Annotated in this window: 18 protein-coding genes; 9 read left to right on the forward strand and 9 right to left on the reverse strand. The window is 69.8% G+C overall.

Annotated elements, in window-relative coordinates:
* Positions 1-177 precede the first annotated feature (177 nt).
* The 5 genes from ACE1OC_RS27485 to ACE1OC_RS27505 all read left to right on the forward strand — a co-directional run bounded on the left by ACE1OC_RS27485 (position 178) and on the right by ACE1OC_RS27505 (position 5,396).
* Positions 178-873, forward strand: coding sequence for a TerB family tellurite resistance protein (locus ACE1OC_RS27485; protein WP_407839255.1), 696 nt, complete (start codon positions 178-180; stop codon positions 871-873).
* 738 nt (positions 874-1,611) lie between these two features.
* Positions 1,612-3,162, forward strand: coding sequence for a nucleobase:cation symporter-2 family protein (locus ACE1OC_RS27490; RefSeq protein WP_407839256.1), 1,551 nt, complete (start codon positions 1,612-1,614; stop codon positions 3,160-3,162).
* A 125-nt stretch (positions 3,163-3,287) separates the two neighbouring features.
* Positions 3,288-4,034, forward strand: a complete 747-nt coding sequence (recO, locus tag ACE1OC_RS27495) for a DNA repair protein RecO (protein WP_250754311.1) — start codon at positions 3,288-3,290, stop codon at positions 4,032-4,034.
* Between the two features lie 11 nt (positions 4,035-4,045).
* Positions 4,046-4,873 carry an isoprenyl transferase gene (locus tag ACE1OC_RS27500; protein ID WP_407839257.1) on the forward strand — a complete coding sequence of 276 codons (828 nt, stop codon included), beginning with the start codon at positions 4,046-4,048 and terminating at the stop codon, positions 4,871-4,873.
* 10 nt (positions 4,874-4,883) lie between these two features.
* The gene (locus ACE1OC_RS27505; protein ID WP_407839258.1) at positions 4,884-5,396 is read left to right on the forward strand and encodes a hypothetical protein; all 513 of its coding nucleotides are present in this window, start codon (positions 4,884-4,886) and stop codon (positions 5,394-5,396) included.
* Here ACE1OC_RS27505 and ACE1OC_RS27510 read toward each other — a convergent pair.
* Genes ACE1OC_RS27510 through ACE1OC_RS27525 form a run of 4 tightly spaced genes read right to left on the reverse strand, consistent with a single transcriptional unit; the run spans position 5,393 to position 8,557 of the window.
* Entirely contained in the window at positions 5,393-5,821 is a 429-nt protein-coding gene (locus ACE1OC_RS27510; protein WP_274552011.1) for a Fur family transcriptional regulator, read from the reverse strand. The genes ACE1OC_RS27505 and ACE1OC_RS27510 overlap by 4 nt on opposite strands.
* Before the next feature lie 59 nt (positions 5,822-5,880).
* Entirely contained in the window at positions 5,881-6,747 is an 867-nt protein-coding gene (locus ACE1OC_RS27515; protein WP_274552012.1) for a metal ABC transporter permease, read from the reverse strand.
* Positions 6,747-7,538 carry a metal ABC transporter ATP-binding protein gene (locus ACE1OC_RS27520; RefSeq protein ID WP_382971187.1) on the reverse strand — a complete coding sequence of 264 codons (792 nt, stop codon included), beginning with the start codon at positions 7,536-7,538 and terminating at the stop codon, positions 6,747-6,749. The genes ACE1OC_RS27515 and ACE1OC_RS27520 overlap by 1 nt, the downstream gene beginning before the upstream one ends.
* A gap of 35 nt (positions 7,539-7,573) precedes the next feature.
* Positions 7,574-8,557 (reverse strand): metal ABC transporter substrate-binding protein, encoded by a 984-nt coding sequence (locus ACE1OC_RS27525; RefSeq protein ID WP_407839259.1) that lies wholly within the window; start codon positions 8,555-8,557, stop codon positions 7,574-7,576.
* A gap of 156 nt (positions 8,558-8,713) precedes the next feature.
* Between ACE1OC_RS27525 and ACE1OC_RS27530 the strand changes: the two genes are divergently transcribed.
* Positions 8,714-10,096, forward strand: coding sequence for a glycine--tRNA ligase (locus tag ACE1OC_RS27530; protein ID WP_407839260.1), 1,383 nt, complete (start codon positions 8,714-8,716; stop codon positions 10,094-10,096).
* 70 nt (positions 10,097-10,166) lie between these two features.
* Here the strand turns inward: ACE1OC_RS27530 and ACE1OC_RS27535 are convergent, their stop codons facing one another.
* The 4 genes from ACE1OC_RS27535 to ACE1OC_RS27550 form a co-directional block, all read right to left on the reverse strand.
* Positions 10,167-10,898, reverse strand: coding sequence for a VC0807 family protein (locus tag ACE1OC_RS27535; protein WP_407839261.1), 732 nt, complete (start codon positions 10,896-10,898; stop codon positions 10,167-10,169).
* Positions 10,899-11,023: 125 nt separating this feature from the next.
* Entirely contained in the window at positions 11,024-11,617 is a 594-nt protein-coding gene (locus ACE1OC_RS27540) for a TetR family transcriptional regulator (protein ID WP_407839262.1), read from the reverse strand.
* 21 nt (positions 11,618-11,638) lie between these two features.
* The gene (locus ACE1OC_RS27545; protein WP_407839263.1) at positions 11,639-12,700 is read right to left on the reverse strand and encodes an aldo/keto reductase; all 1,062 of its coding nucleotides are present in this window, start codon (positions 12,698-12,700) and stop codon (positions 11,639-11,641) included.
* Positions 12,701-12,808: 108 nt separating this feature from the next.
* Positions 12,809-13,153 (reverse strand): DoxX family protein, encoded by a 345-nt coding sequence (locus tag ACE1OC_RS27550; protein WP_407839264.1) that lies wholly within the window; start codon positions 13,151-13,153, stop codon positions 12,809-12,811.
* A gap of 90 nt (positions 13,154-13,243) precedes the next feature.
* On the opposite strand from ACE1OC_RS27550, the gene ACE1OC_RS27555 reads away from it, so the two are divergent.
* Positions 13,244-13,699 (forward strand): MarR family winged helix-turn-helix transcriptional regulator, encoded by a 456-nt coding sequence (locus ACE1OC_RS27555; protein ID WP_407839265.1) that lies wholly within the window; start codon positions 13,244-13,246, stop codon positions 13,697-13,699.
* Between the two features lie 58 nt (positions 13,700-13,757).
* Here ACE1OC_RS27555 and ACE1OC_RS27560 read toward each other — a convergent pair whose 3' ends face one another.
* A complete protein-coding gene (locus ACE1OC_RS27560; RefSeq protein WP_351383476.1) occupies positions 13,758-15,227 on the reverse strand; it encodes an MFS transporter in 1,470 nt (489 codons plus the stop codon).
* A gap of 64 nt (positions 15,228-15,291) precedes the next feature.
* Between ACE1OC_RS27560 and dusB the strand changes: the two genes are divergently transcribed.
* Positions 15,292-16,434, forward strand: a complete 1,143-nt coding sequence (dusB, locus tag ACE1OC_RS27565; RefSeq protein ID WP_250754282.1) for a tRNA dihydrouridine synthase DusB — start codon at positions 15,292-15,294, stop codon at positions 16,432-16,434.
* Between the two features lie 375 nt (positions 16,435-16,809).
* Positions 16,810-19,518, forward strand: a complete 2,709-nt coding sequence (gene ppdK / locus ACE1OC_RS27570; protein ID WP_407839266.1) for a pyruvate, phosphate dikinase — start codon at positions 16,810-16,812, stop codon at positions 19,516-19,518.
* Positions 19,519-19,635: the final 117 nt, after the last annotated feature.

A 19,635-nucleotide genomic window follows, 5' to 3' on the forward strand; every position in this document is an offset into this window, starting at 1 on the left:
GTGGACGACGGGCGCGCAGGTGGGGCCGGGTGCGGGGCCGGGCGGAGGCAGGGGCGCAGATCGGCCAAGTACGGCGGCCGCGCGATGTTGTCTTGTCACACGACTGACGCATCCTCACCGATGTGGCTAACATCACGCCAACCCGGCGATGTTGCCGGAAGGTTACGGAGGTGCGACGTGCTGCCAGTTCGGGGTGGGGACGGCCGGAAGCTGATGGTCTGGGGGATCCGCACCACCTGGAGCACCGTGGGGGACGGGGAGTTCTTCTGCCCCGACTGCGGTGGCGACCGCAACTACCGCCGGCGCACGGGGCGCCGTCGCTTCACCGTCCTCGGCGTGCCGCTGCTGCCCCGCGGGGAGGCGGGTCCCGTCGTCGAGTGCCAGGGCTGCCGCGAGCGCTTCGGCACCGAGGTCCTGGACCACCTCACCACCACCCGCTTCTCCACGCTGCTGCGCGACGCCGTGCACACCGTGACGCTGGCCGTGCTGGCCGCCGGCGGGACGGCCTCGCGCAGTGCGCTGGAGGCCGCCGTGGGCGCCGTACGGTCCGCCGGGTTCCAGGACTGCACCGAGGAGCAGCTGGAGTCCCTCGTCGACGGGCTGGCCGCCGAAGAGGGGCGGCTCGGGCTCTACGACGGGCCCGACTGCTACGGCGCCGCGCTCTCGATCGAACTGCACGAGGCCCTGGAGCCGCTGGCCCCGCACCTGGCCGGTCCGGGCCGCGAATCGATCCTGCTGCAGGGCGCGCGCGTCGCGCTGGCGGACGGCCCGTACATCCCCGCGGAGCGCGAGGTGCTGGCGACCGTGGGCTCGGCGCTGCGCATCGACGCGGACGAGGTCGCGCGGCTGCTGTCGGCGGTCCGGGCGCCGTAGGGGTCCGTACGGGCCTCAGGCGGCGCCCCGTACCACCGGGGCGGGGTGCGCCGCGACGAAGCGGCGTAGGGCGAGGTCGCGGCGGATGGCCGGGTCGGTGAGCGGCGGGCCGCGCCCACCGCCGGACGGATCCGGTGCTCGCCGCGGCGACGGCGGCGCAGGCGATCGTTTCGGCGGCACTGGTGGTTTCGGACGTGGCCGCGTCTCAGGGTGTGGGCGAAAACGGCACAATCCGAGGTAACGATCGGGCCTCGCACCCCCGATTCGGAGATCCTTCCGCGTGCTGTGAACCGCGGAGGCGCGCCATCCGTACGGGGTGTTTCCGCCAGGTGGACGGACGGAGCGGAGCCTTCTTCTTTGCGCGGCCGAACGGCCTGCGGAGTGTTAACCCGCACGTCACCGCTTACGTCCTTCGCGTTCGCGCAGCCGGAAGCGCCGATTTCGCGAAGCGTTGGCCATAGTCGACACCGGGGGTCTCCGCCACTGGAGAAATCTCCAGATCCCGCACGCCGCGTGGTCAACATTTTGTAGAAGTCGACGATATCTGTGAGCGGCCCCACAGGCGTTCAATTCCGGTCACACGAGGAGACGCCGCCGGTAACACCGCGGAGCTTCGATTCACGTGGACGCAACGACAGCCCTGACGGATCAACGGGTTAACGACCCACTTCGGCCAGGGACAACCAGCTTCCTTCAGCTTCCTCTCAGTTACCTACCTCATTGAAGGGCAAGGCAGAGATGGCACGTGTCGCCGCACCGCTTTCCGCCACCGGAAAGCAGAGCACGCACCCGGTCGACGAGGTGCTCCCCCTCCCCAAGCTCGCGCTGTACGGCTTCCAGCACGTACTCGCGTTCTACGCCGGTGCGGTGATCGTTCCGATCATCGTCGGTGGCGCCCTCGGGCTCACCACCGAGCAGCTGGTCTACCTGATCAATGCCGACCTCTTCACCTGCGGTATCGCCTCGATCATCCAAGCGTGGGGCATCGGCAGGATCGGTGCACGGCTGCCCCTGATCCAGGGCGTCACCTTCACCGCCGTGTCCCCGATGATCGCCATCGGTCTCGGCGCGGGCGGCGGGACGGCGGGCCTGCTCGTCATCTACGGCGCGGTCATCACGGCCGGTATCGCCACCTTCGCCTTCGCCTGGCTGCCCCCCAAGGCCTTCCGGACGATCATGCGGCTCTTCCCGCCGGTCGTCACCGGAACGGTGATCACCGTCCTCGGCATCGTGCTGATCCCGGTCGGTCTGAACGACGCGGCGGGCGGCCTCGGCAGCCCCGACTTCGGTGACCCGAAGCACTTCGCCTACGCCGGCGGCACGATGCTCTTCATCCTGATCCTGATGAAGCTCGGCAAGCCGTTCCTCAACAGCATCTCCATCCTGCTCGGCCTCGTCGGCGGCACCGCCGTCGCCTTCCTGCTCGGTGACGCCAAGTTCGGCGACGTGAGCAAGTCGGACTGGATCGGCATCACCACCCCGTTCTACTACGGTGCGCCGAAGTTCGAGTGGTTCCCGATCGTGCTGATGCTCATCGTCATGCTGATCACCATGGTCGAGACCACCGGTGACACCTACGCCGTCGGTGACATCGTCGGCAAGGACATCGACAGCGAGACCGTGGCCCGCGCCCTGCGTGCCGACGGTGCCGCGACCGCCCTCGGCGGTGTCCTGAACTCCTTCCCGTACGTGGCCTTCGCCGAGAACGTCGGCCTGGTCCGCATGACCAAGGTCAAGAGCCGCTTCGTCGTGGTCGCCGCGGGTGTCTTCATGATCCTGCTCGGCCTGATCCCCAAGGCCGCCGCGATCGTCGCCGCGGTCCCGCACGGAGTGCTCGGCGGCGCCGCGACCGTGATGTTCGCGATGGTGGCCCTGGCGGGCATCCAGACCCTGGCCAAGGTCGACCTCAAGGAGGAGAAGAACGCGCTCGTCGTGGGTGTCTCCCTGGCCTTCGCGCTGCTCCCCGCCACCGTCCCGGTCCTCTTCAAGGACCACATGGACGCTGACCTCTCCTCGCTCCTCAACAGCGGTGTGACGCTCGGTGCCACGGCCGCGATCGTCCTGAACCTGATCTTCAACGGTCTGGGCAAGGACGCCCCGGCCGAGGCCCTGGCCGACGCCCCGGCCGAGGCCCCGAAGGCCGAGGCCCCGAAGGCCGACGCCCCGAAGGCCGACGCCCCGAAGGCCGACGCCCCGGTGGCGGTGGCCGCGGCGGCGGACGACGAGCCCACGGCAGCCATTCCGGCCCAGTCGGGCGAGGGCGAGCCCGCCCCGGCGCCGACCGCCTGATCCTCCCAAGGGGTGTCCCCCGCCGGGCCTCGTGCCCGGCGGGGGTCGCTGCCGTTCGGGGAGCCCGGTTCGGGGAGCCTGTTCCGGGAGTCCGTCCTGTCGGTGGCGTACGGGACAATGAGCCCATGAGTCTGTTCCGCGACGACGGCATCGTGCTGCGCACCCAGAAGCTGGGTGAGGCGGACCGCATCATCACGCTCCTGACCCGGGGCCACGGCCGGGTCCGGGCCGTCGCCCGCGGCGTCCGGCGCACCAAGTCCAAGTTCGGCGCCGGGCTGGAACCTTTCTCCCACGCCGACGTGCAGTTCTTCTCGCGCAGCGGCGAACTGATCGGCCGCAGCCTGCCGCTCTGCACGCAGACCCAGATCATCGCCCCGTACGGCAACGGCATCGTCACCGACTACGCCCGCTACACCGCCGGCACCGCGATGCTGGAGACCGCCGAGCGGTTCACCGACCACGAGGGCGAGCCCGCCGTGCAGCAGTACCTGCTGCTCGTCGGCGCCCTGCGCACCCTCTCGCGCGGCGAACACGCCCCCAACCTCATCCTCGACGCCTTCCTGCTGCGCTCCCTCGCCGTCAACGGCTACGCGCCCAGCTTCGACGACTGCGCGAAGTGCGGACTCCACGGCCCCAACCGGCACTTCTCCGTCGCCGCGGGTGGGGTCATATGCGGTGACTGCCGCGTTCCCGGCAGCGTCGTACCCTCGTCGGAAGCCATCGCCCTGCTCAGCGCGCTGCTGACGGGCGACTGGGGACATGCCGACGCGTGCGAGGCGCGTCACGTGCGGGAGGGCAGCGGGCTGGTCTCCGCCTACTTGCACTGGCATCTGGAGCGCGGGCTACGCTCCCTTCGATACGTCGAGAAATAGGAGCTGGGCACATGGCACGACGCGGGATTCTGGGACGCTCTCGCCGCGAGTACAAGGTTCCCGAGCCGCACCCCTCCGGTGAGCGTCCGCCGAAGATCCCCGGTGACCTCATCCCCAACCACGTTGCGATCGTCATGGACGGCAACGGCCGCTGGGCCAAGGAGCGCGGGCTGCCGCGCACCGAGGGCCACAAGGTGGGCGAGGGTGTCGTACTCGACGTGCTCAAGGGCTGCCTGGAGATGGGCGTCAAGAACCTCTCCCTGTACGCCTTCTCGACGGAGAACTGGAAGCGCTCGCCCGACGAGGTGCGCTTCCTCATGAACTTCAACCGCGACGTCATCCGGCGCCGCCGCGACGAGATGAACGAGCTGGGCATCCGCATCCGCTGGACCGGCCGCATGCCGAAGATGTGGAAGTCGGTCGTCCAGGAGCTCCAGGTCGCGCAGGAGCAGACCGTCGACAACGACGCGATGACCCTCTACTTCTGCGTCAACTACGGCGGCCGCGCCGAGATCGCGGACGCGGCGCAGGCGATCGCCCGCGATGTGGCGGCGGGGAAGCTGGACCCGTCGAAGGTCAACGAGAAGACCTTCGCGAAGTACATGTACTACCCGGACATGCCGGACGTGGACCTCTTCCTGCGCCCGAGCGGCGAGCAGCGCACCTCCAACTACCTGATCTGGCAGAGCGCGTACGCCGAGATGGTGTTCCAGGACGTCCTGTGGCCCGACTTCGACCGCCGCAACCTCTGGCAGGCCTGCTACGAGTACGCCCAGCGCGACCGGCGCTTCGGCGGCGCGGTCCCGAACCAGGGGGAGGGCCCGGCCTCCGCCGGTTAGCCTCCAGGGCATGGACACCGGGGAGATAGCGCTCGACTACAGGCCGACGCCCGACGACTACCGCACGGCGCTGCGGGCCTGGACCTTCGGGACCTGGCCCGGGCGCCGGGAGCTGGTCCTGCCCCCCGTGATGGCACTGGCCGGTGTGGTGGTCTACGCCTGGCTGCGCGGCTTCGATCCCGGCATCACCGGCATCGCGAGCGGCGTCGTGTTCCTCGTGGCGGTGACGGGAACGGTACGGGCCCGGCGCCGGATCGCCCGCCAGAGCTACGCGGACGTCGAGCCGTACGGTGACTGCCGGACGGTGCTGGGCGAGACCGGAGTCACCACCACGGGGACCGGGCCCGGCCGCTCGGCCGTCGACTGGCAGGCCCTGGCCGGGTACTGCGAGACGCCCGAGCTGTTCGTACTGACAGCACGCCGGGGCCGCGCCGTCCTGGCGCTGCCCAAGCGGGGCGCGTCCGGGCCCGCCGGGGCGGCGCGCGTACGGGCCCTGCTCGACGGCAAGCTGCGCCGGTTCTAGCCGGCGGCCGCGCAGTCCGCGCAGGTGCCGAAGATCTCCACCGTGTGGGCGACGTTCACGAAGCCGTGTTCCGCGGCGATGGCCTCGGCCCACTTCTCCACCGCCGGGCCCTCCACCTCGACGGCCTTGCCGCACTTGCGGCAGACCAGGTGGTGGTGGTGGTCCCCGGTGGAGCAGCGCCGGTAGACGGACTCGCCGTCACTGGTGCGCAGCACGTCGACCTCGCCGGCGTCCGCGAGGGACTGCAGGGTGCGGTAGACGGTGGTCAGGCCCACGGAATCGCCACGGTGCTTGAGCATGTCGTGGAGTTCCTGGGCACTGCGGAACTCGTCCACCTCGTCCAGCGCTGCCGCCACGGCGGCCCGCTGCCGGGTGGATCGTCCTCGTACTGGCGCGGTGTTCATCTCGCCAGGCGCAGTCGCCACCGGTTCCTCCTCGTCTCGGCTGCGGCCCATTGTGCCAGGCGGCCGACCGCCCGAGGTCTTCAGACCTTTACGTCGTCCCGCGTACAGACTTCCTCGGCGGCGCGGGCGGCCCTGGCCCGGCGCCGGGCCAGCGGGGTGGACACCGCCGTCATCACCATGAAGACCGCGATGGCGAGCAGCACGATCGTGCCGCCCGACGGTGCGTCGATGTAGTAGGTGGCGGCCGTGCCGGACAGCGAGACCAGTACGCCGATCACCATGGCCACCGTCAGGGTGGCGGTGAACCCGCGGGTGACGCGCTGGGCGGCCGCGACCGGGATCACCATCATGGCGCTGACCAGGAGCAGGCCGACGATGCGCATCGCGACGGTGACGGTGACGGCCGCGGTGACGGCCATCAGCAGGTTCAGGAAGCGCACCGGCAGGCCGGTGACCCGGGCGAACTCCTCGTCCTGGCAGACCGCGAACAGCTGCCGGCGCAGGCCCAGGGTGACGGCGACGACGAACAGGGCGAGGATCACGACCGCGGTGATGTCCTCGGCCGAGACCGTGGTGATGGAGCCGAACAGGTAGCTGGTCAGATTGGCCGTCGAGCCGCCCGGAGCCAGGTTGATGATCATGACGCCGCCGGCCAGGCCGCCGTAGAAGAGCATGGCCAGCGCGATGTCCCCGCTGGTCTTGCCGCGGGAGCGGATCAGCTCCATGCCGACCGCGCCGATGACCGCGACGAGCGTGGCCATCCACACGGGGCTCGTGTTGAGCAGGAAGCCGAGCGCGACACCGGTCATCGCCACGTGCCCGATGCCGTCGCCCATGACGGCCTGGCGGCGCTGCACGAGGTACGTGCCGATCGCGGGGGCCGTGATGCCGACGAGGGCGGCGGCGATGAGGGCCCGCTGCATGAAGGCGTAGTCGAGGAGGTCCATCAGCTCAGCAGTCCCGTCCGGAGCGGCTCGGCGTCGTGCGCAGAGTGGGGGTGTACGTGGTCGTGGCCGGGCAGTGCGTGCTGGCCCAGGGCCTCCGGGGGCGGGCCGTCGTGCGTGACGCAGCCGTCGCGAAGGACGACGGCGCGGTCGATGAGCGGCTCCAGCGGGCCCAGCTCGTGCAGGACCAGCAGCACGGTGGTGCCGGCGGCGACCTGGCTGCGCAGGGCGTTCGCGAGGACCTCCTGGTTGGCCAGGTCCACGCCGGCCATCGGCTCGTCCATGATCAGCAGTTCGGGTTCGCCGGCGAGCGCACGGGCGATGAGCACCCGCTGGTGCTGACCGCCGGAGAGGGCGTTGACCGAGGCGTCGGCGTGGGAGCCCATGTCGACCAGGTCCAGCGCGCGCTCCACGGCGGCCTTGTCGGCCTTGCGCAGGAACCCGAAGCGGGTGCGGGCGAGCCGGCCGGCGGAGACGACCTCGCGGACCGTGGCGGGGACCCCGCTGGCGGCGGTGGTGCGCTGGGGCACGTACCCGATGCGCGACCAGTCGCGGAAGCGCTTGAAGTCGGTGCCGAAGAGGGAGAGGGCGCCGTCGCTCAGCGGGACCTGGCCGACCACGGCGCGGACGGCCGTGGACTTGCCGGAGCCGTTGGCGCCGAGCAGGGCGACGACCTCACCGCTGCGGACGGTGAGGTCGATGCCGCGCAGCACGGGGCGCGAGCCGAGCGAGGCCGTGGCCCCGCGCAGGGATATGACGGGCTGGTCCAGGGCCTGGCCGGGCTTGGACTCCATGGCTCGCGCCTCCGATGCCGCTACTGCTGTTGCCATTACTTGGTGCCGAGTGCCTTCTGCAGGTTCTTCAGGTTGGCCCGCATGACCTCGAAGTAGTCAGCGCCCTGGGACTTGTCCGTGATTCCCTCCAGGGGATCCAGGACGTCGGTCTTCAGGCCGGTGTCCGCCGCGAGGGTCTTGGCCGTCTTGTCGCTGGCCAGGGTCTCGAAGAACACCGTCGAGACATTGTCCTGCTTCGAGAGGGTCTGCAGCTCCTTCATCCGGGCCGGGCTGGGCTCGGACTCGGGGTCGACGCCGGAGATGCCCTCCTGGTCGAGGCCGTAGCGCTCGGCGAGGTAGCCGAAGGCGGAGTGGGTGGTGATGAAGGTCTTGGAGGCCGTGTTCTTCAGGCCGTCCTTGAACTCGGTGTCGAGCGTGCCCAGTTTGGCGACGAGCTCGTCGGTGTTCTTCTTGTAGTCCGCCGCGTGGTCGGGGTCGGACTTCTCCAGGGCCGCGCCGACGCCCTTGGCGATCTCCGCGTACTTGACCGGGTCGAGCCAGACGTGCGGGTCCTCGCCGGCTTCGCCGTGGCTGTGGTCGTGCCCGTCGCCCTCCGTGTGGCCTTCCTCGGCCGCGTGGTCGTCGTGGCCGGAGGTGCCGTGCACCTCCAGCTTGGTGAGGGTGGCGGCGTCGACGATGTTCTTGACGCCGGACTGGGCGACGGCCTTGTCGACGGCGGGCTGCAGCGTCTTGAGGTAGAGGACGACATCGGCCTCGCCGAGCTGCGCGGTCTGCTTCGGGGTGATCTCCAGGTCGTGCGGCTCGACGCCCGGCTTGGTGAGGGTGTCGACCTTCACGTGGTCCTTGCCGATCTGCTCGGCGAGGAACTGCATCGGATAGAACGACGCCATCACGTCGAGCTTGCCGTCCTTGGCTCCGGCGGCTCCGGCCGTGCCCGAGCAGGCGGTGAGCGCCGTGGCGGCGAGGGCCACGGCTCCGGCGAGGGCGGCGGTCGGTATGAGGCGTCGTCGTACGTTCATGACATCCATTTTCATCAAAGATGGAAACGATTGTCAAAAACCCTGGTGGGAGGGGTGCGGAGGGCCTGAGGAGGGGGGTCCCGATTTGAAAGGGGGGGTGCGGGCGCCGGTAACCTTGAGGCTTCGCCGTTCGTCCTCGTAAATGAAGAGAGCACCGTGGCCGCCGACAAGATCGAAACCATCGTCAGCCTGAGCAAGCGCCGTGGCTTCGTTTTCCCGTGCAGTGACATCTACGGCGGCTCTCGGGCTGCCTGGGATTACGGTCCGCTCGGTGTCGAGCTCAAGGAGAACATCAAGCGCCAGTGGTGGAAGGCGATGGTCACCGGGCGTGAGGACATCGTCGGCCTCGACTCGTCCGTGATCCTGGCCCCCGAGGTCTGGGTGGCCTCCGGTCACGTCGGCACCTTCTCGGACCCGCTGACCGAGTGCACCTCCTGTCACAAGCGCCACCGCGCCGACCACCTGGAAGAGGCGTACGAGGCCAAGCACGGCCGGGTGCCCGCCAACGGTCTCGCCGACATCAACTGCCCCAACTGCGGCGTGAAGGGCCAGTTCACCGAGCCCAAGCAGTTCTCCGGCATGCTGGAGACCCACCTCGGCCCGACCCAGGACACCGGATCCAAGGCCTACCTGCGCCCCGAGACGGCCCAGGGCATCTTCACCAACTTCGCCCACGTGATGACCACCTCGCGCAAGAAGCCCCCCTTCGGCATCGCGCAGGTGGGCAAGTCCTTCCGCAACGAGATCACCCCCGGCAACTTCATCTTCCGCACCCGCGAGTTCGAGCAGATGGAGATGGAATTCTTCGTCAAGCCGGGCGAGGACGAGCAGTGGCAGGAGTACTGGATGCAGGAGCGGTGGAACTGGTACCGCGACCTCGGCATCCGCGAGGAGAACATCCGCTGGTACGACCACCCGAAGGAGAAGCTGTCCCACTACTCGAAGCGCACCGCCGACATCGAGTACCGCTTCAACTTCGGTGGCAATGAGTTCTCCGAGCTCGAAGGCGTGGCCAACCGCACCGACTTCGACCTCAAGGCACACTCCGCCGCCTCCGGCTCGGAGCTCGTGTACTTCGACCAGGAGACCAAGGAGAAGTACACCCCGTACGTCATCGAGCCGGCGGCCGGCGTCAACCGCGCCATGCTCGCCTTCATGCTCGACGCGTACAACGAGGACGAGGCTCCCAACGCCAAGGGCGTCATGGAGAAGCGCACCGTGATGCGCCTCGACCCGCGCCTGGCCCCGGTCAAGGTCGCCGTCCTGCCGCTGTCCCGCAACGCGCAGCTGTCGCCGAAGGCCAAGGGCCTCGCCGCCGACCTGCGCAAGTTCTGGAACATCGAGTTCGACGACGCGGGCGCCATCGGCCGCCGCTACCGTCGCCAGGACGAGATCGGTACGCCGTTCTGCGTCACCGTCGACTTCGACACCCTGGACGACAACGCGGTGACCGTGCGCGAGCGCGACACCATGAAGCAGGAGCGCGTCTCCCTGGACCAGATCCAGACCTACCTCGGCAGCCGTCTGCTCGGCTGCTAGGTTCGCGCCGCAGATACGGCAGTGGCCCGGTGCGCATCGCGCACCGGGCCACTGCCGTATCGCGCACCGGTTACGCGGGCGCCGGGCTGCCGGTCTCCGATGATGCCGCGGCCGCCGCCAGGGCCGCGGCCCTGGCCTCGCCCTCGGCCTGGCTGCGCTTCGAGAAGCGGATGGTCCAGAAGATCAGCGAGACCAGGAACCCGTAGATCAGGACGGGGCTGACCCAGACCATCGTGTCGACGCTCAGCGTGTACGCCAGCACCACCCGCAGCGCGGCCTCCACCAGGTACGCGACGCCCCAGACGGTGGTCATCCGCCGCATCGCCTTGCGGAAGTCGGGGTACTGCCAGAGCCCGTTGAAGTACGCCACGCCCTCCTTGGTCCCGTCGGTGCCGAACTTGCGGCCGAAGTAGAACATCAGCGGCCGGGGCGTGAACAGGGTGGCCACGCAGAGCGCGCCGAACAGACCCGTCACGCCCGAGTCCTTGATGAGCAGGGCGCGCGCCGAGTGCGTACCGATCAGCGCGACGAGAGCGGTGATCACCAGGAAGACCAGGGTGACCACGGCGAACTCGTCGACCTTGCGGCGCCAGGCGAGATGGACGAGGGAGTCGACCACCGGCCAGATACCGCTGACCAGGAGCGCGGCGAACTCGCTCCAGCCCCGGTCGGTGAGCATGTTGTACGTGAGGATCGGCGCGACCACGTTGAACCCGATGGTCAGGAACCAGCCGATCGCGGCGGCGCCTGCGGACCGGGCCGGCGGCCCGGACGGTGCTGCCGGTTCTTGCTGAGTGGACAAGGTTCCCCCTGGAACGGACCTGATGGTGTGCGGGTAAGGGGGAACGTAGGAACACGGCGGGTGCGCGGCAAGGGCCCGCCGTCCCAAATGATGATCAAGCTGTCCGGAGCGGCCGGTTCCAGGGGTCAGGCGCGCAGGCCCCGGATCACCAGGGCGGTGACCGCCTCGAACTCGGCGGTGATGGTCGGCGTGAGCCAGTCCGCCGCGTACTGCGGATCGTGGAAACGGCCGGTGGCGTCGAACACCGCACGCGCGGCGGCCGGTACGTCGGGCGCGCTGAGCGAGCCCGACGCGACCCCCTCGCCGATGATCCGCGACAGCTGCTCGATCAGCTCGGTCAGGTGCTGCTCCACCACGCCGCTGTTCTCGTCGAGCAGCACGATGTACGTCGCGAACAGCTCCGGGTCGTCACCCGCCTTGTGGCGCTTGGCCTCGAACAGCGCCTCCAGCCACGACTCCAGCTTGGAGGGGGCGGGCTCGGCCGGGGCCGAGGCGATCTCCTCCAGCATGACCACGCTCTTGGCGAGCCAGCGGTCCGTGACGGCCTCGCGCAGCGCGGCCTTCGACGGGAAGTGCCGGTACACGCTGCCGTGGCTGACGCCCAGGGCGCGGGCCACGTCCACCACGGTCGCCTTGGTCGGGCCGAAGCGGCGCAGCACCTCCTCGGTGGTTTCGAGGATGCGCTCGGGGGTGAGGGGCTCGGCGGCTGCGGGTGGCATGAGTACGACCGTACAGCCGGATCAGTGCTCGCTGTCCAGGTGGGCCATCTGCGCCGCGGGGTACCGCTCGCCAGCGGCCGCACCGGCCGGGACCGCGTCCTCGATGGCGGCCAGGTCGGCGGGGGTCAGGGTGACCTGGAGGGCGCCCAGCGCCTCGCCGAGCCGGTCGCGGGTGCGGGCGCCGACCAGGGGCACGATGTCCGCGCCCCGGGAGAGCACCCAGGCGATGGCCGTCTGCGCGACGGTGACGCCCTTCTCGTCGGCGACCTTGCGCAGGGCGTCGACCAGGTCGAGGTTCCGGTCGAGGTTGCCGCCCTGGAAGCGCGGGCTCATCCCGCGGAAGTCGCCCGGCGCCAGCGCCCGGTCGCGGGTGAAGTGGCCGCTGATCAGGCCGCGGGACAGCACCCCGTACGCCGTGACGCCGATGCCGAGCTCGCGGGCGGTCGGCAGGATCTCCTCCTCGATGCCGCGCGAGATGAGGGAGTACTCGATCTGGAGGTCGGCGATCGGGGCCACGGCGGCGGCCCGGCGCAGCGTGTCCGCGCCGACCTCGGAGAGCCCGATGTGCCGGACGTGCCCGGCGGCGACTGCCTCGGCGATCGCACCGACGGTCTCCTCGATCGGCACGTCGGGGTCCACCCGGGCGATGCGGTAGACGTCGATGTGGTCCCGGCCGAGCCGCTGGAGCGAATAGGCCAGGAAGTTCTTGACGGCCTCCGGCCGCCCGTCGTACCCGGTGAAGCCGCCCTCGACCGTGCGCAGGGCGCCGAACTTCACGCTGGTCAGCGCCTTGTCGCGGGCCGCGGCGGGGGCGGTGCGCAGGGCTTCGTTGATGAGGAGCTCGTTGTGCCCCATGCCGTAGAAGTCGCCCGTGTCGAGGAGGGTGACCCCGGCGTCGAGGGCGGCGTGAATGGTGGCGAGGGACTCCGCCCGGTCGGCTTCGCCGTAGAGGGCGGACATTCCCATGCAGCCCAGCCCCAGCGGGAAGACGCCGGGCCCGGTGCTGCCGAGGGTGCGGGTGCCGGTCTGCGCGGTGCCGGTCTGAGCGGTGCCGGCCTGTGAGGTGCTCTGGTTCGTCGTCATGGAACGAGAATGGCATGACGGCTGACAGATTTCAATATCTGTCACTCGTTCGTGCAAGGAAGCCCCGCCCGCAAGGCGGACGGGGCGAGGGTCGCGGTGCGGGGCGCGTCAGGCTGCCGCGCGCAGGACCAGGGCGGCAACCGCGACCAGGGTGAGGACGGCCGCGGGGGCGAAGTTGTAGTCCTTCGCGCGCAGGTGGGTGAGGATCGCGCCGAGGAAGTAGAGGGTCACGCCGATGGCGGCGGCGATGCCCAGCGGGGGCAGCCACAGGCCTGCGACCAGGCCTATCGCGCCGGCCGCCTTGAGGGTGGCCAGACGGGGGAGCCAGGAGTCGGGCACCCCGACCTTTCCCATGCTTTCGATGATCGCGGGGTTGCGCTGGAGCGTGAAGGTCGCGGACGCGGCGAGCGTGAGGGTGAGCAGTCCGGCGACGACGGCGTAGGCGATGAACATGATGGGCTCCAACGATCGGCGATGTAGAATCATTGAATACCATCAACGATCGGCAGGGCGCAATCATTTCTTGGTTGTTACGATGTGGACATGACGGCGCCTCAGGACCCCACGCACCCGCCGCAGCGGCTGGGCATGCTGCTGGCCTGGCACGGATCGGTCACCCAGACCCGCATGAAGAACGCGCTCAGCGCCGCCGGGCTCACCCCGCGCCACGCGATGACCCTGACGCACCTGGACGGCGGGCCCATCGGCCAGCGCGCGCTGGCCGAGCGGCTGGAGGTGGACCCGAGCGTGCTCGTCGGGATCCTCAACGACCTCGAGGGCGACGGACTCGTCGAGCGCCGCCGCGACCCGGCCGACCGCCGCCGCCACAACGTCGCCATCACCGACGCCGGTACCGCGGCCCTCGCGAAGACGAACGCGGCCCTCGACGCGGTGGAACTCGGACTGTTCGCCCGGCTCTCGGACCGGGACCAGGAAGCGCTGCGCGGCCTGCTCGACCGGATCGACTCGCACAGCGACGACTTCGCCTGCGGCGAGTAGCGCGCGCGGGCGAGGAGCCGGCGAGGAGGAGCGGGCGAGGAGGCGCAGGCGCCCCGCCTCAGCGCCGCGGTGCGGCGTCCGTACGCGCGGGGCCGGACTGCGGCTCCAGGGCGCGGGCCGTGCGCAGGGCCGTCTCCCGGGCCCAGCCGCCGCTGGTGGCGAAGCCGACGCACAGGACGAGCAGTCCGCACGCCGTGATGATCCACCAGGCGGGCCGGGCCGCGTCCACGAACGCGGCGGCGGAACCGGATCCGCCGGCCGCGCCGGCCATTCCGGCGGCCAGGACCGCGCCCACGATCGCCACGCCCAGCGCCCCGCCGGTCTGCCGGCTGGTGGAGGCCACCGCGGCGGCCACGCCGGCCTGGGCGCGGGGCATCCCGGAGACGGCGGTGTTGGTGATCGGCGCGTTGACCAGGCCGAACCCGATGCCGAAGAGCACGTACCCGCAGAACAGCATCGGCGTCGAGCTCTCGGCCGAGAACGCCGCGAAAAGCAGCCCGCTCGCCCCCATGGTCACGCCCGCGACCAGCAGCGGAAGCCGCGGTCCCCGGGTGGCGACGAGCCGTCCCGACACCGGGGCGCAGAGGAAGGCGAAGGCCGCCATCGGCAGCATGTACAGGCCGGCGTCCAGGGCGTCGAGGCCCCGTACGTCCTGGAGGTACAGGGTGTTCAGGAACAGGAACCCGGACAGCGCGGCGAAGGCGCTGACCGCGATCACCGTGGCCCCGCTGAAGGGGGCGCTACGGAAGAACCGCGGGTCGATCAGGGGCTCCGCCCGCCGCGACTCGTAGGCCAGCAGCCCGGCCAGGGACAGGACGGCGACGAGCGCGCAGCCCAGGATCAGCGGGGAGCGCAGTCCGGCGGCGGGGGCCTCGATGATCCCGAACGTGACCGAGCCGAGCAGCCCCATGACCAGCAGCTGTCCGACCGGGTCCGGGCGGCGCGGGTGGTCGGCCCGGGACTCCGGGATGTAGCGCAGGGTCAGTACGAGGGCGACGATGCCGACGGGGAGGTTGATCCAGAAGATCGACCGCCAGCCGACCGAGTCCACCAGCAGGCCGCCGATCAGCGGGCCCGCGGCCATGGAGATGCCGACGACCGCCCCCCAGACGCCGATGGCGCGGGCGCGCTCGCGCGGTTCGGTGAAGGTGTTGGTGATGATCGACATCGCGACCGGGTTGAGCATCGAGCCGCCGACGGCCTGGATCATCCGGAAGGCGATCAGCCAGCCCAGGCTCGGCGCGAGCGAGCAGAGCACCGAGCCGGCGGTGAAGAGCACGACACCGGCGATGAAGACCTTGCGGCGGCCGATCCGGTCCGCGGTGGAGCCCGCCAGCATCAGGAGCGAGGCCAGGACCAGCGTGTACGCGTCGATCGTCCACTGCATGCCGGCCACGGAGGCGTCCAGATCGCGGCGCATGGAGGGGAGGGCGACGTTCAGGACGGTGTTGTCGAGGCTGACGATGAGCAGGCTCATGCAGCAGATCGTCAGGATCAGCAGGCGCCGCCGCTGGGTCAGCTCGTCCATGGGGACGATAGTACGGCTAACTAACGACATGCGATCAACGGCGCGGCTGAGCCACAATGGGGGGATGACCACGCTCCCCCCGCCTCTCGCGATCGGCCCGCACACCGTGCAGCCCCCGGTGGTGCTCGCGCCGATGGCCGGCATCACCAATGCCCCGTTCCGTACGCTGTGCCGCGAGTTCTCGGGCGGCAAGGGGCTGTTCGTGAGCGAGATGATCACGACCCGGGCCCTGGTCGAGCGCAACGAGAAGACCATGCAGCTGATCCACTTCGACGAGACCGAGAAGCCTCGCTCGATCCAGCTGTACGGAGTCGACCCCGCGACGGTCGGCAAGGCGGTCCGCATGATCGTCGAAGAGGACCGCGCCGACCACATCGACCTCAACTTCGGCTGCCCGGTGCCCAAGGTCACCCGCAAGGGCGGCGGCTCGGCCCTGCCGTACAAGCGCAACCTGTTGCGCGCGATCCTGCGCGAGGCTGTCGCGGGCGCCGGTGACCTGCCGGTGACGATGAAGATGCGCAAGGGCATCAACGACGACCACCTCACCTACCTCGACGCAGGCCGGATCGCCGTCGAGGAGGGCATCACCGCCATAGCCCTGCACGGCCGCACCACCGCGCAGCACTACGGCGGCACCGCCGACTGGGATGCCATCGCACGGCTCAAGGAGCACGTGCCGGAGATCCCGGTGCTCGGCAACGGCGACATCTGGTGTGCCGAGGACGCGCTGCGGATGGTCCGCGAGACCGGCTGCGACGGGGTGGTCGTGGGACGCGGCTGCCTGGGGCGGCCGTGGCTGTTCAACGACCTGGTCGCGGCCTTCGAGGGGCGCCCGGAGGACTTCCACAAGCCGACGCTGCGGGAGGTCGGGCAGACCATGCTCCGCCACGCCCAGCTGCTGGGGGAGTGGATCGGCGACGAGGCGCGCGGGGTGATCGACTTCCGTAAGCACGTGGCCTGGTACACCAAGGGCTTCTCGGTGGGGTCGGAGATGCGGCAGAAGCTCGCCGTCACCTCCTCCCTGGCCGAGCTGGACGCTCATCTGAGCGAGCTGGACTTGGACCAGCCGTGGCCGGACAGTGCGGACGGTCCGCGGGGCCGTACGTCCGGAAACAACCGGGTTGTCCTGCCCGAGGGCTGGTTGAAGGATCCGTACGACTGCGCGGGCGTGAGCGAGGAAGCCGAACTGGACACGTCCGGAGGCTGAGAATCGGGTGGCAAAACGTGCCGTGAGTGGCGTGACATACGCCACGCATGGGTGAGGTTTCGCTCAGATGAGCGCAATGGTCACGGGTAAGACTTTCAAAGGGTGGCACTGGGTGCCACCCTTTGTTCGTTCAAGTGTTGAACGCAAATGTATCGATGATCGCTCATCGGAGCGGAAACAGGCCTCAGTGGGCACCTCATCCTTCGGGATCTGAAGGCTCTTCGTATGTTTCGGCTACTCGCCAGTTACATTCGATTGGCTGGCACCCAGGTGGTTACGGCCACATGACCGCCAAGTGGACGTACCCATAAGCCTTCGATCTGGGTATGTTCCTGGCCGTCAGGGCAGCCACCGAGCCTCGAGGAGTCGAGACCCGTGTCGGAAAACAAAGATCAGAAGTTCGTCTACGACTTCACGGAGGGCAACCGCGACCTCAAGGACCTTCTCGGCGGCAAGGGTGCCAACCTCGCCGAGATGACCAACCTGGGTCTGCCGGTCCCTCCCGGCTTCACCATCACCACCGAGGCCTGCAAGGTCTACCTCGACAGCGGCGAGGCCCCGGCCGAGCTGCGCGAAGAGGTCAGCGCGCACCTCGCCGCCCTCGAGGCGAAGATGGGCAAGAAGCTCGGCCAGTCGGACGACCCGCTGCTGGTCTCCGTGCGTTCCGGCGCCAAGTTCTCCATGCCGGGCATGATGGACACGGTCCTCAACATCGGCCTCTCGGACGAGTCCGTCGCCGGTCTCGCCACCCAGGCCGGCAATGAGCGCTTCGCGTGGGACTCGTACCGCCGCCTGATCCAGATGTTCGGCAAGACCGTCCTGGACGTGGACGGCGAGCTCTTCGAGGAAGCCCTCGACGAGGCCAAGGCCGCCAAGAAGGTCACCGTCGACACCGACCTCGACGCCGCCGACCTGAAGAAGCTGGTCACCCGCTTCAAGAAGATCGTCGCCAAGCAGGCCGGCCGCGAGTTCCCGCAGGACGCCCGCGAGCAGCTCGACCTCGCCGTCGAAGCGGTCTTCAACTCGTGGAACACCGACCGCGCCAAGCTCTACCGCCGCCAGGAGCGCATCCCGAGCGACCTGGGCACCGCGGTCAACATCTGCTCCATGGTCTTCGGCAACCTCGGCCCCGACTCGGGCACCGGCGTCGCCTTCACCCGCGACCCGGCCACCGGCCACGCGGGCGTCTACGGCGACTACCTCCAGAACGCCCAGGGCGAGGACGTGGTCGCGGGCATCCGCAACACCGTGCCGCTCGCGGACCTGGAGACCATCGACAAGGTCTCGTACGACCAGCTCATGACGATCATGACGACGCTGGAGACCCACTACAAGGATCTCTGCGACATCGAGTTCACCATCGAGCGCGGCCAGCTGTGGATGCTCCAGACCCGCGTCGGCAAGCGCACCGCCGGCGCCGCCTTCCGCATCGCCACCCAGCTCGTCGACCAGGGCCTCATCGACGAGGCCGAGGCCCTCCAGCGCGTCAACGGCGCCCAGCTCGCGCAGCTGATGTTCCCGCGCTTCGACGAGAGCGCCAAGACCACGCTGCTGGGCCGCGGCATCGCCGCTTCGCCGGGCGCGGCCGTCGGCAAGGCCGTCTTTGACTCCTACACGGCCGTCAAGTGGTCCCGTTCCGGCGAGAAGGTCATCCTGATCCGCCGCGAGACCAACCCCGACGACCTGGACGGCATGATCGCCTCCGAGGGCATCCTGACCTCGCGCGGTGGCAAGACCTCGCACGCGGCCGTCGTCGCCCGCGGCATGGGCAAGACCTGCGTCTGCGGCGCCGAGGACCTCGAGGTCGACACCAAGCGCCGCCGCATGACGGTCGGCGGAACGGTCGTCGAAGAGGGCGACGTCGTCTCCATCGACGGCTCCACCGGCAAGGTCTACCTCGGTGAGGTACCCGTCGTACCGTCCCCGGTCGTCGAGTACTTCGAGGGCCGCATGCACGCCGGCGCCGACGACGCCGACGAGCTCGTCGCCGCCGTGCACCGGATCATGGCCTACGCGGACCGCGTCCGCCGCCTGCGCGTGCGCGCCAACGCCGACAACGCCGAGGACGCACTGCGCGCCCGCCGCTTCGGCGCCCAGGGCATCGGCCTGTGCCGCACCGAGCACATGTTCCTCGGCGAGCGCCGCGAACTGGTGGAGCGACTGATCCTCGCGGACACCGACGACGAGCGCGAGGAGGCACTCAGTGCCCTCCTGCCGCTGCAGAAGAAGGACTTCGTCGAGCTGTTCGAGGCGATGGACGGGCTGCCCGTCACCGTCCGCCTGCTCGACCCGCCGCTGCACGAGTTCCTGCCCGACATCACCGAGCTGTCGGTGCGCGTCGCCCTCGCCGAGTCCCGCAAGGACGCCAACGAGAACGACCTGCGCCTGCTCCAGGCCGTGCACAAGCTGCACGAGCAGAACCCGATGCTGGGTCTGCGCGGAGTCCGCCTCGGTCTGGTCATCCCCGGCCTGTTCAAGATGCAGGTCCGGGCGATCGCCGAGGCCGCGGCCGAGCGCAAGAACGCCAAGGGCGACCCGCGCGCCGAGATCATGGTCCCGCTCGTGGGCACCGTCCAGGAGCTGGAGATCGTCCGCGAGGAGGCCGACGCGGTCATCGCCGAGGTCGAGGCCGCCACCGGCACCGACCTCAAGCTGACCATCGGCACCATGATCGAGCTGCCCCGCGCCGCCCTCACGGCCGGCCAGATCGCCGAGGCCGCGCAGTTCTTCTCCTTCGGCACGAACGACCTGACCCAGACCGTGTGGGGCTTCTCCCGCGACGACGTCGAGGCCAGCTTCTTCACCGCCTACCTGGAGAAGGGCATCTTCGGGGTCTCGCCCTTCGAGACCATCGACCGGGACGGCGTCGGCACGCTGGTCCGCAGCGCCGTCGAGGCCGGCCGGGCCACCCGCCCCGACCTCAAGCTCGGCGTCTGCGGAGAGCACGGCGGCGACCCCGAGTCCGTCCACTTCTTCCACGAGGTCGGTCTGGACTACGTCTCCTGCTCGCCGTTCCGGATCCCGGTCGCGCGCCTGGAGGCCGGCCGCGCCGCCGCCGAGGCGAAGGGCAGCGACAGCCGCTGACCCCTCCACGGCCCCGCTGCAGGGGCCCCAATGACCGCGCCTGCCCCCGGGTTCCCTGACGTCCGGTGGCAGGCGCGTCTATTTCCCCGGCGTTCGAGGGCGTTCCCCGGCGGCGTT

This window comes from Streptomyces stoeckheimensis, from assembly GCF_045822005.1.
GTDB lineage: Bacteria > Actinomycetota > Actinomycetes > Streptomycetales > Streptomycetaceae > Streptomyces > Streptomyces stoeckheimensis.

Excerpts from the sequence above, each read along its gene's own strand:
- ACE1OC_RS27515 (WP_274552012.1), bottom strand. The coding sequence starts at position 6,747 with ATGGACCTCCTCGACTACGCCTTCATGCAGCGGGCCCTCATCGCCGCC.
- ACE1OC_RS27525 (WP_407839259.1), bottom strand. The coding sequence starts at position 8,557 with ATGAACGTACGACGACGCCTCATACCGACCGCCGCCCTCGCCGGAGCC.
- ACE1OC_RS27545 (WP_407839263.1), bottom strand. The coding sequence starts at position 12,700 with ATGACGACGAACCAGAGCACCTCACAGGCCGGCACCGCTCAGACCGGC.
- ACE1OC_RS27540 (WP_407839262.1), bottom strand. The coding sequence starts at position 11,617 with ATGCCACCCGCAGCCGCCGAGCCCCTCACCCCCGAGCGCATCCTCGAA.
- ACE1OC_RS27555 (WP_407839265.1), top strand. The coding sequence starts at position 13,244 with ATGACGGCGCCTCAGGACCCCACGCACCCGCCGCAGCGGCTGGGCATG.
- dusB (WP_250754282.1), top strand. The coding sequence starts at position 15,292 with ATGACCACGCTCCCCCCGCCTCTCGCGATCGGCCCGCACACCGTGCAG.
- ACE1OC_RS27500 (WP_407839257.1), top strand. The coding sequence starts at position 4,046 with ATGGCACGACGCGGGATTCTGGGACGCTCTCGCCGCGAGTACAAGGTT.
- ACE1OC_RS27505 (WP_407839258.1), top strand. The coding sequence starts at position 4,884 with ATGGACACCGGGGAGATAGCGCTCGACTACAGGCCGACGCCCGACGAC.
- ACE1OC_RS27520 (WP_382971187.1), bottom strand. The coding sequence starts at position 7,538 with ATGGAGTCCAAGCCCGGCCAGGCCCTGGACCAGCCCGTCATATCCCTG.
- ACE1OC_RS27490 (WP_407839256.1), top strand. The coding sequence starts at position 1,612 with ATGGCACGTGTCGCCGCACCGCTTTCCGCCACCGGAAAGCAGAGCACG.
- ACE1OC_RS27560 (WP_351383476.1), bottom strand. The coding sequence starts at position 15,227 with ATGGACGAGCTGACCCAGCGGCGGCGCCTGCTGATCCTGACGATCTGC.
- ACE1OC_RS27550 (WP_407839264.1), bottom strand. The coding sequence starts at position 13,153 with ATGTTCATCGCCTACGCCGTCGTCGCCGGACTGCTCACCCTCACGCTC.
- recO (WP_250754311.1), top strand. The coding sequence starts at position 3,288 with ATGAGTCTGTTCCGCGACGACGGCATCGTGCTGCGCACCCAGAAGCTG.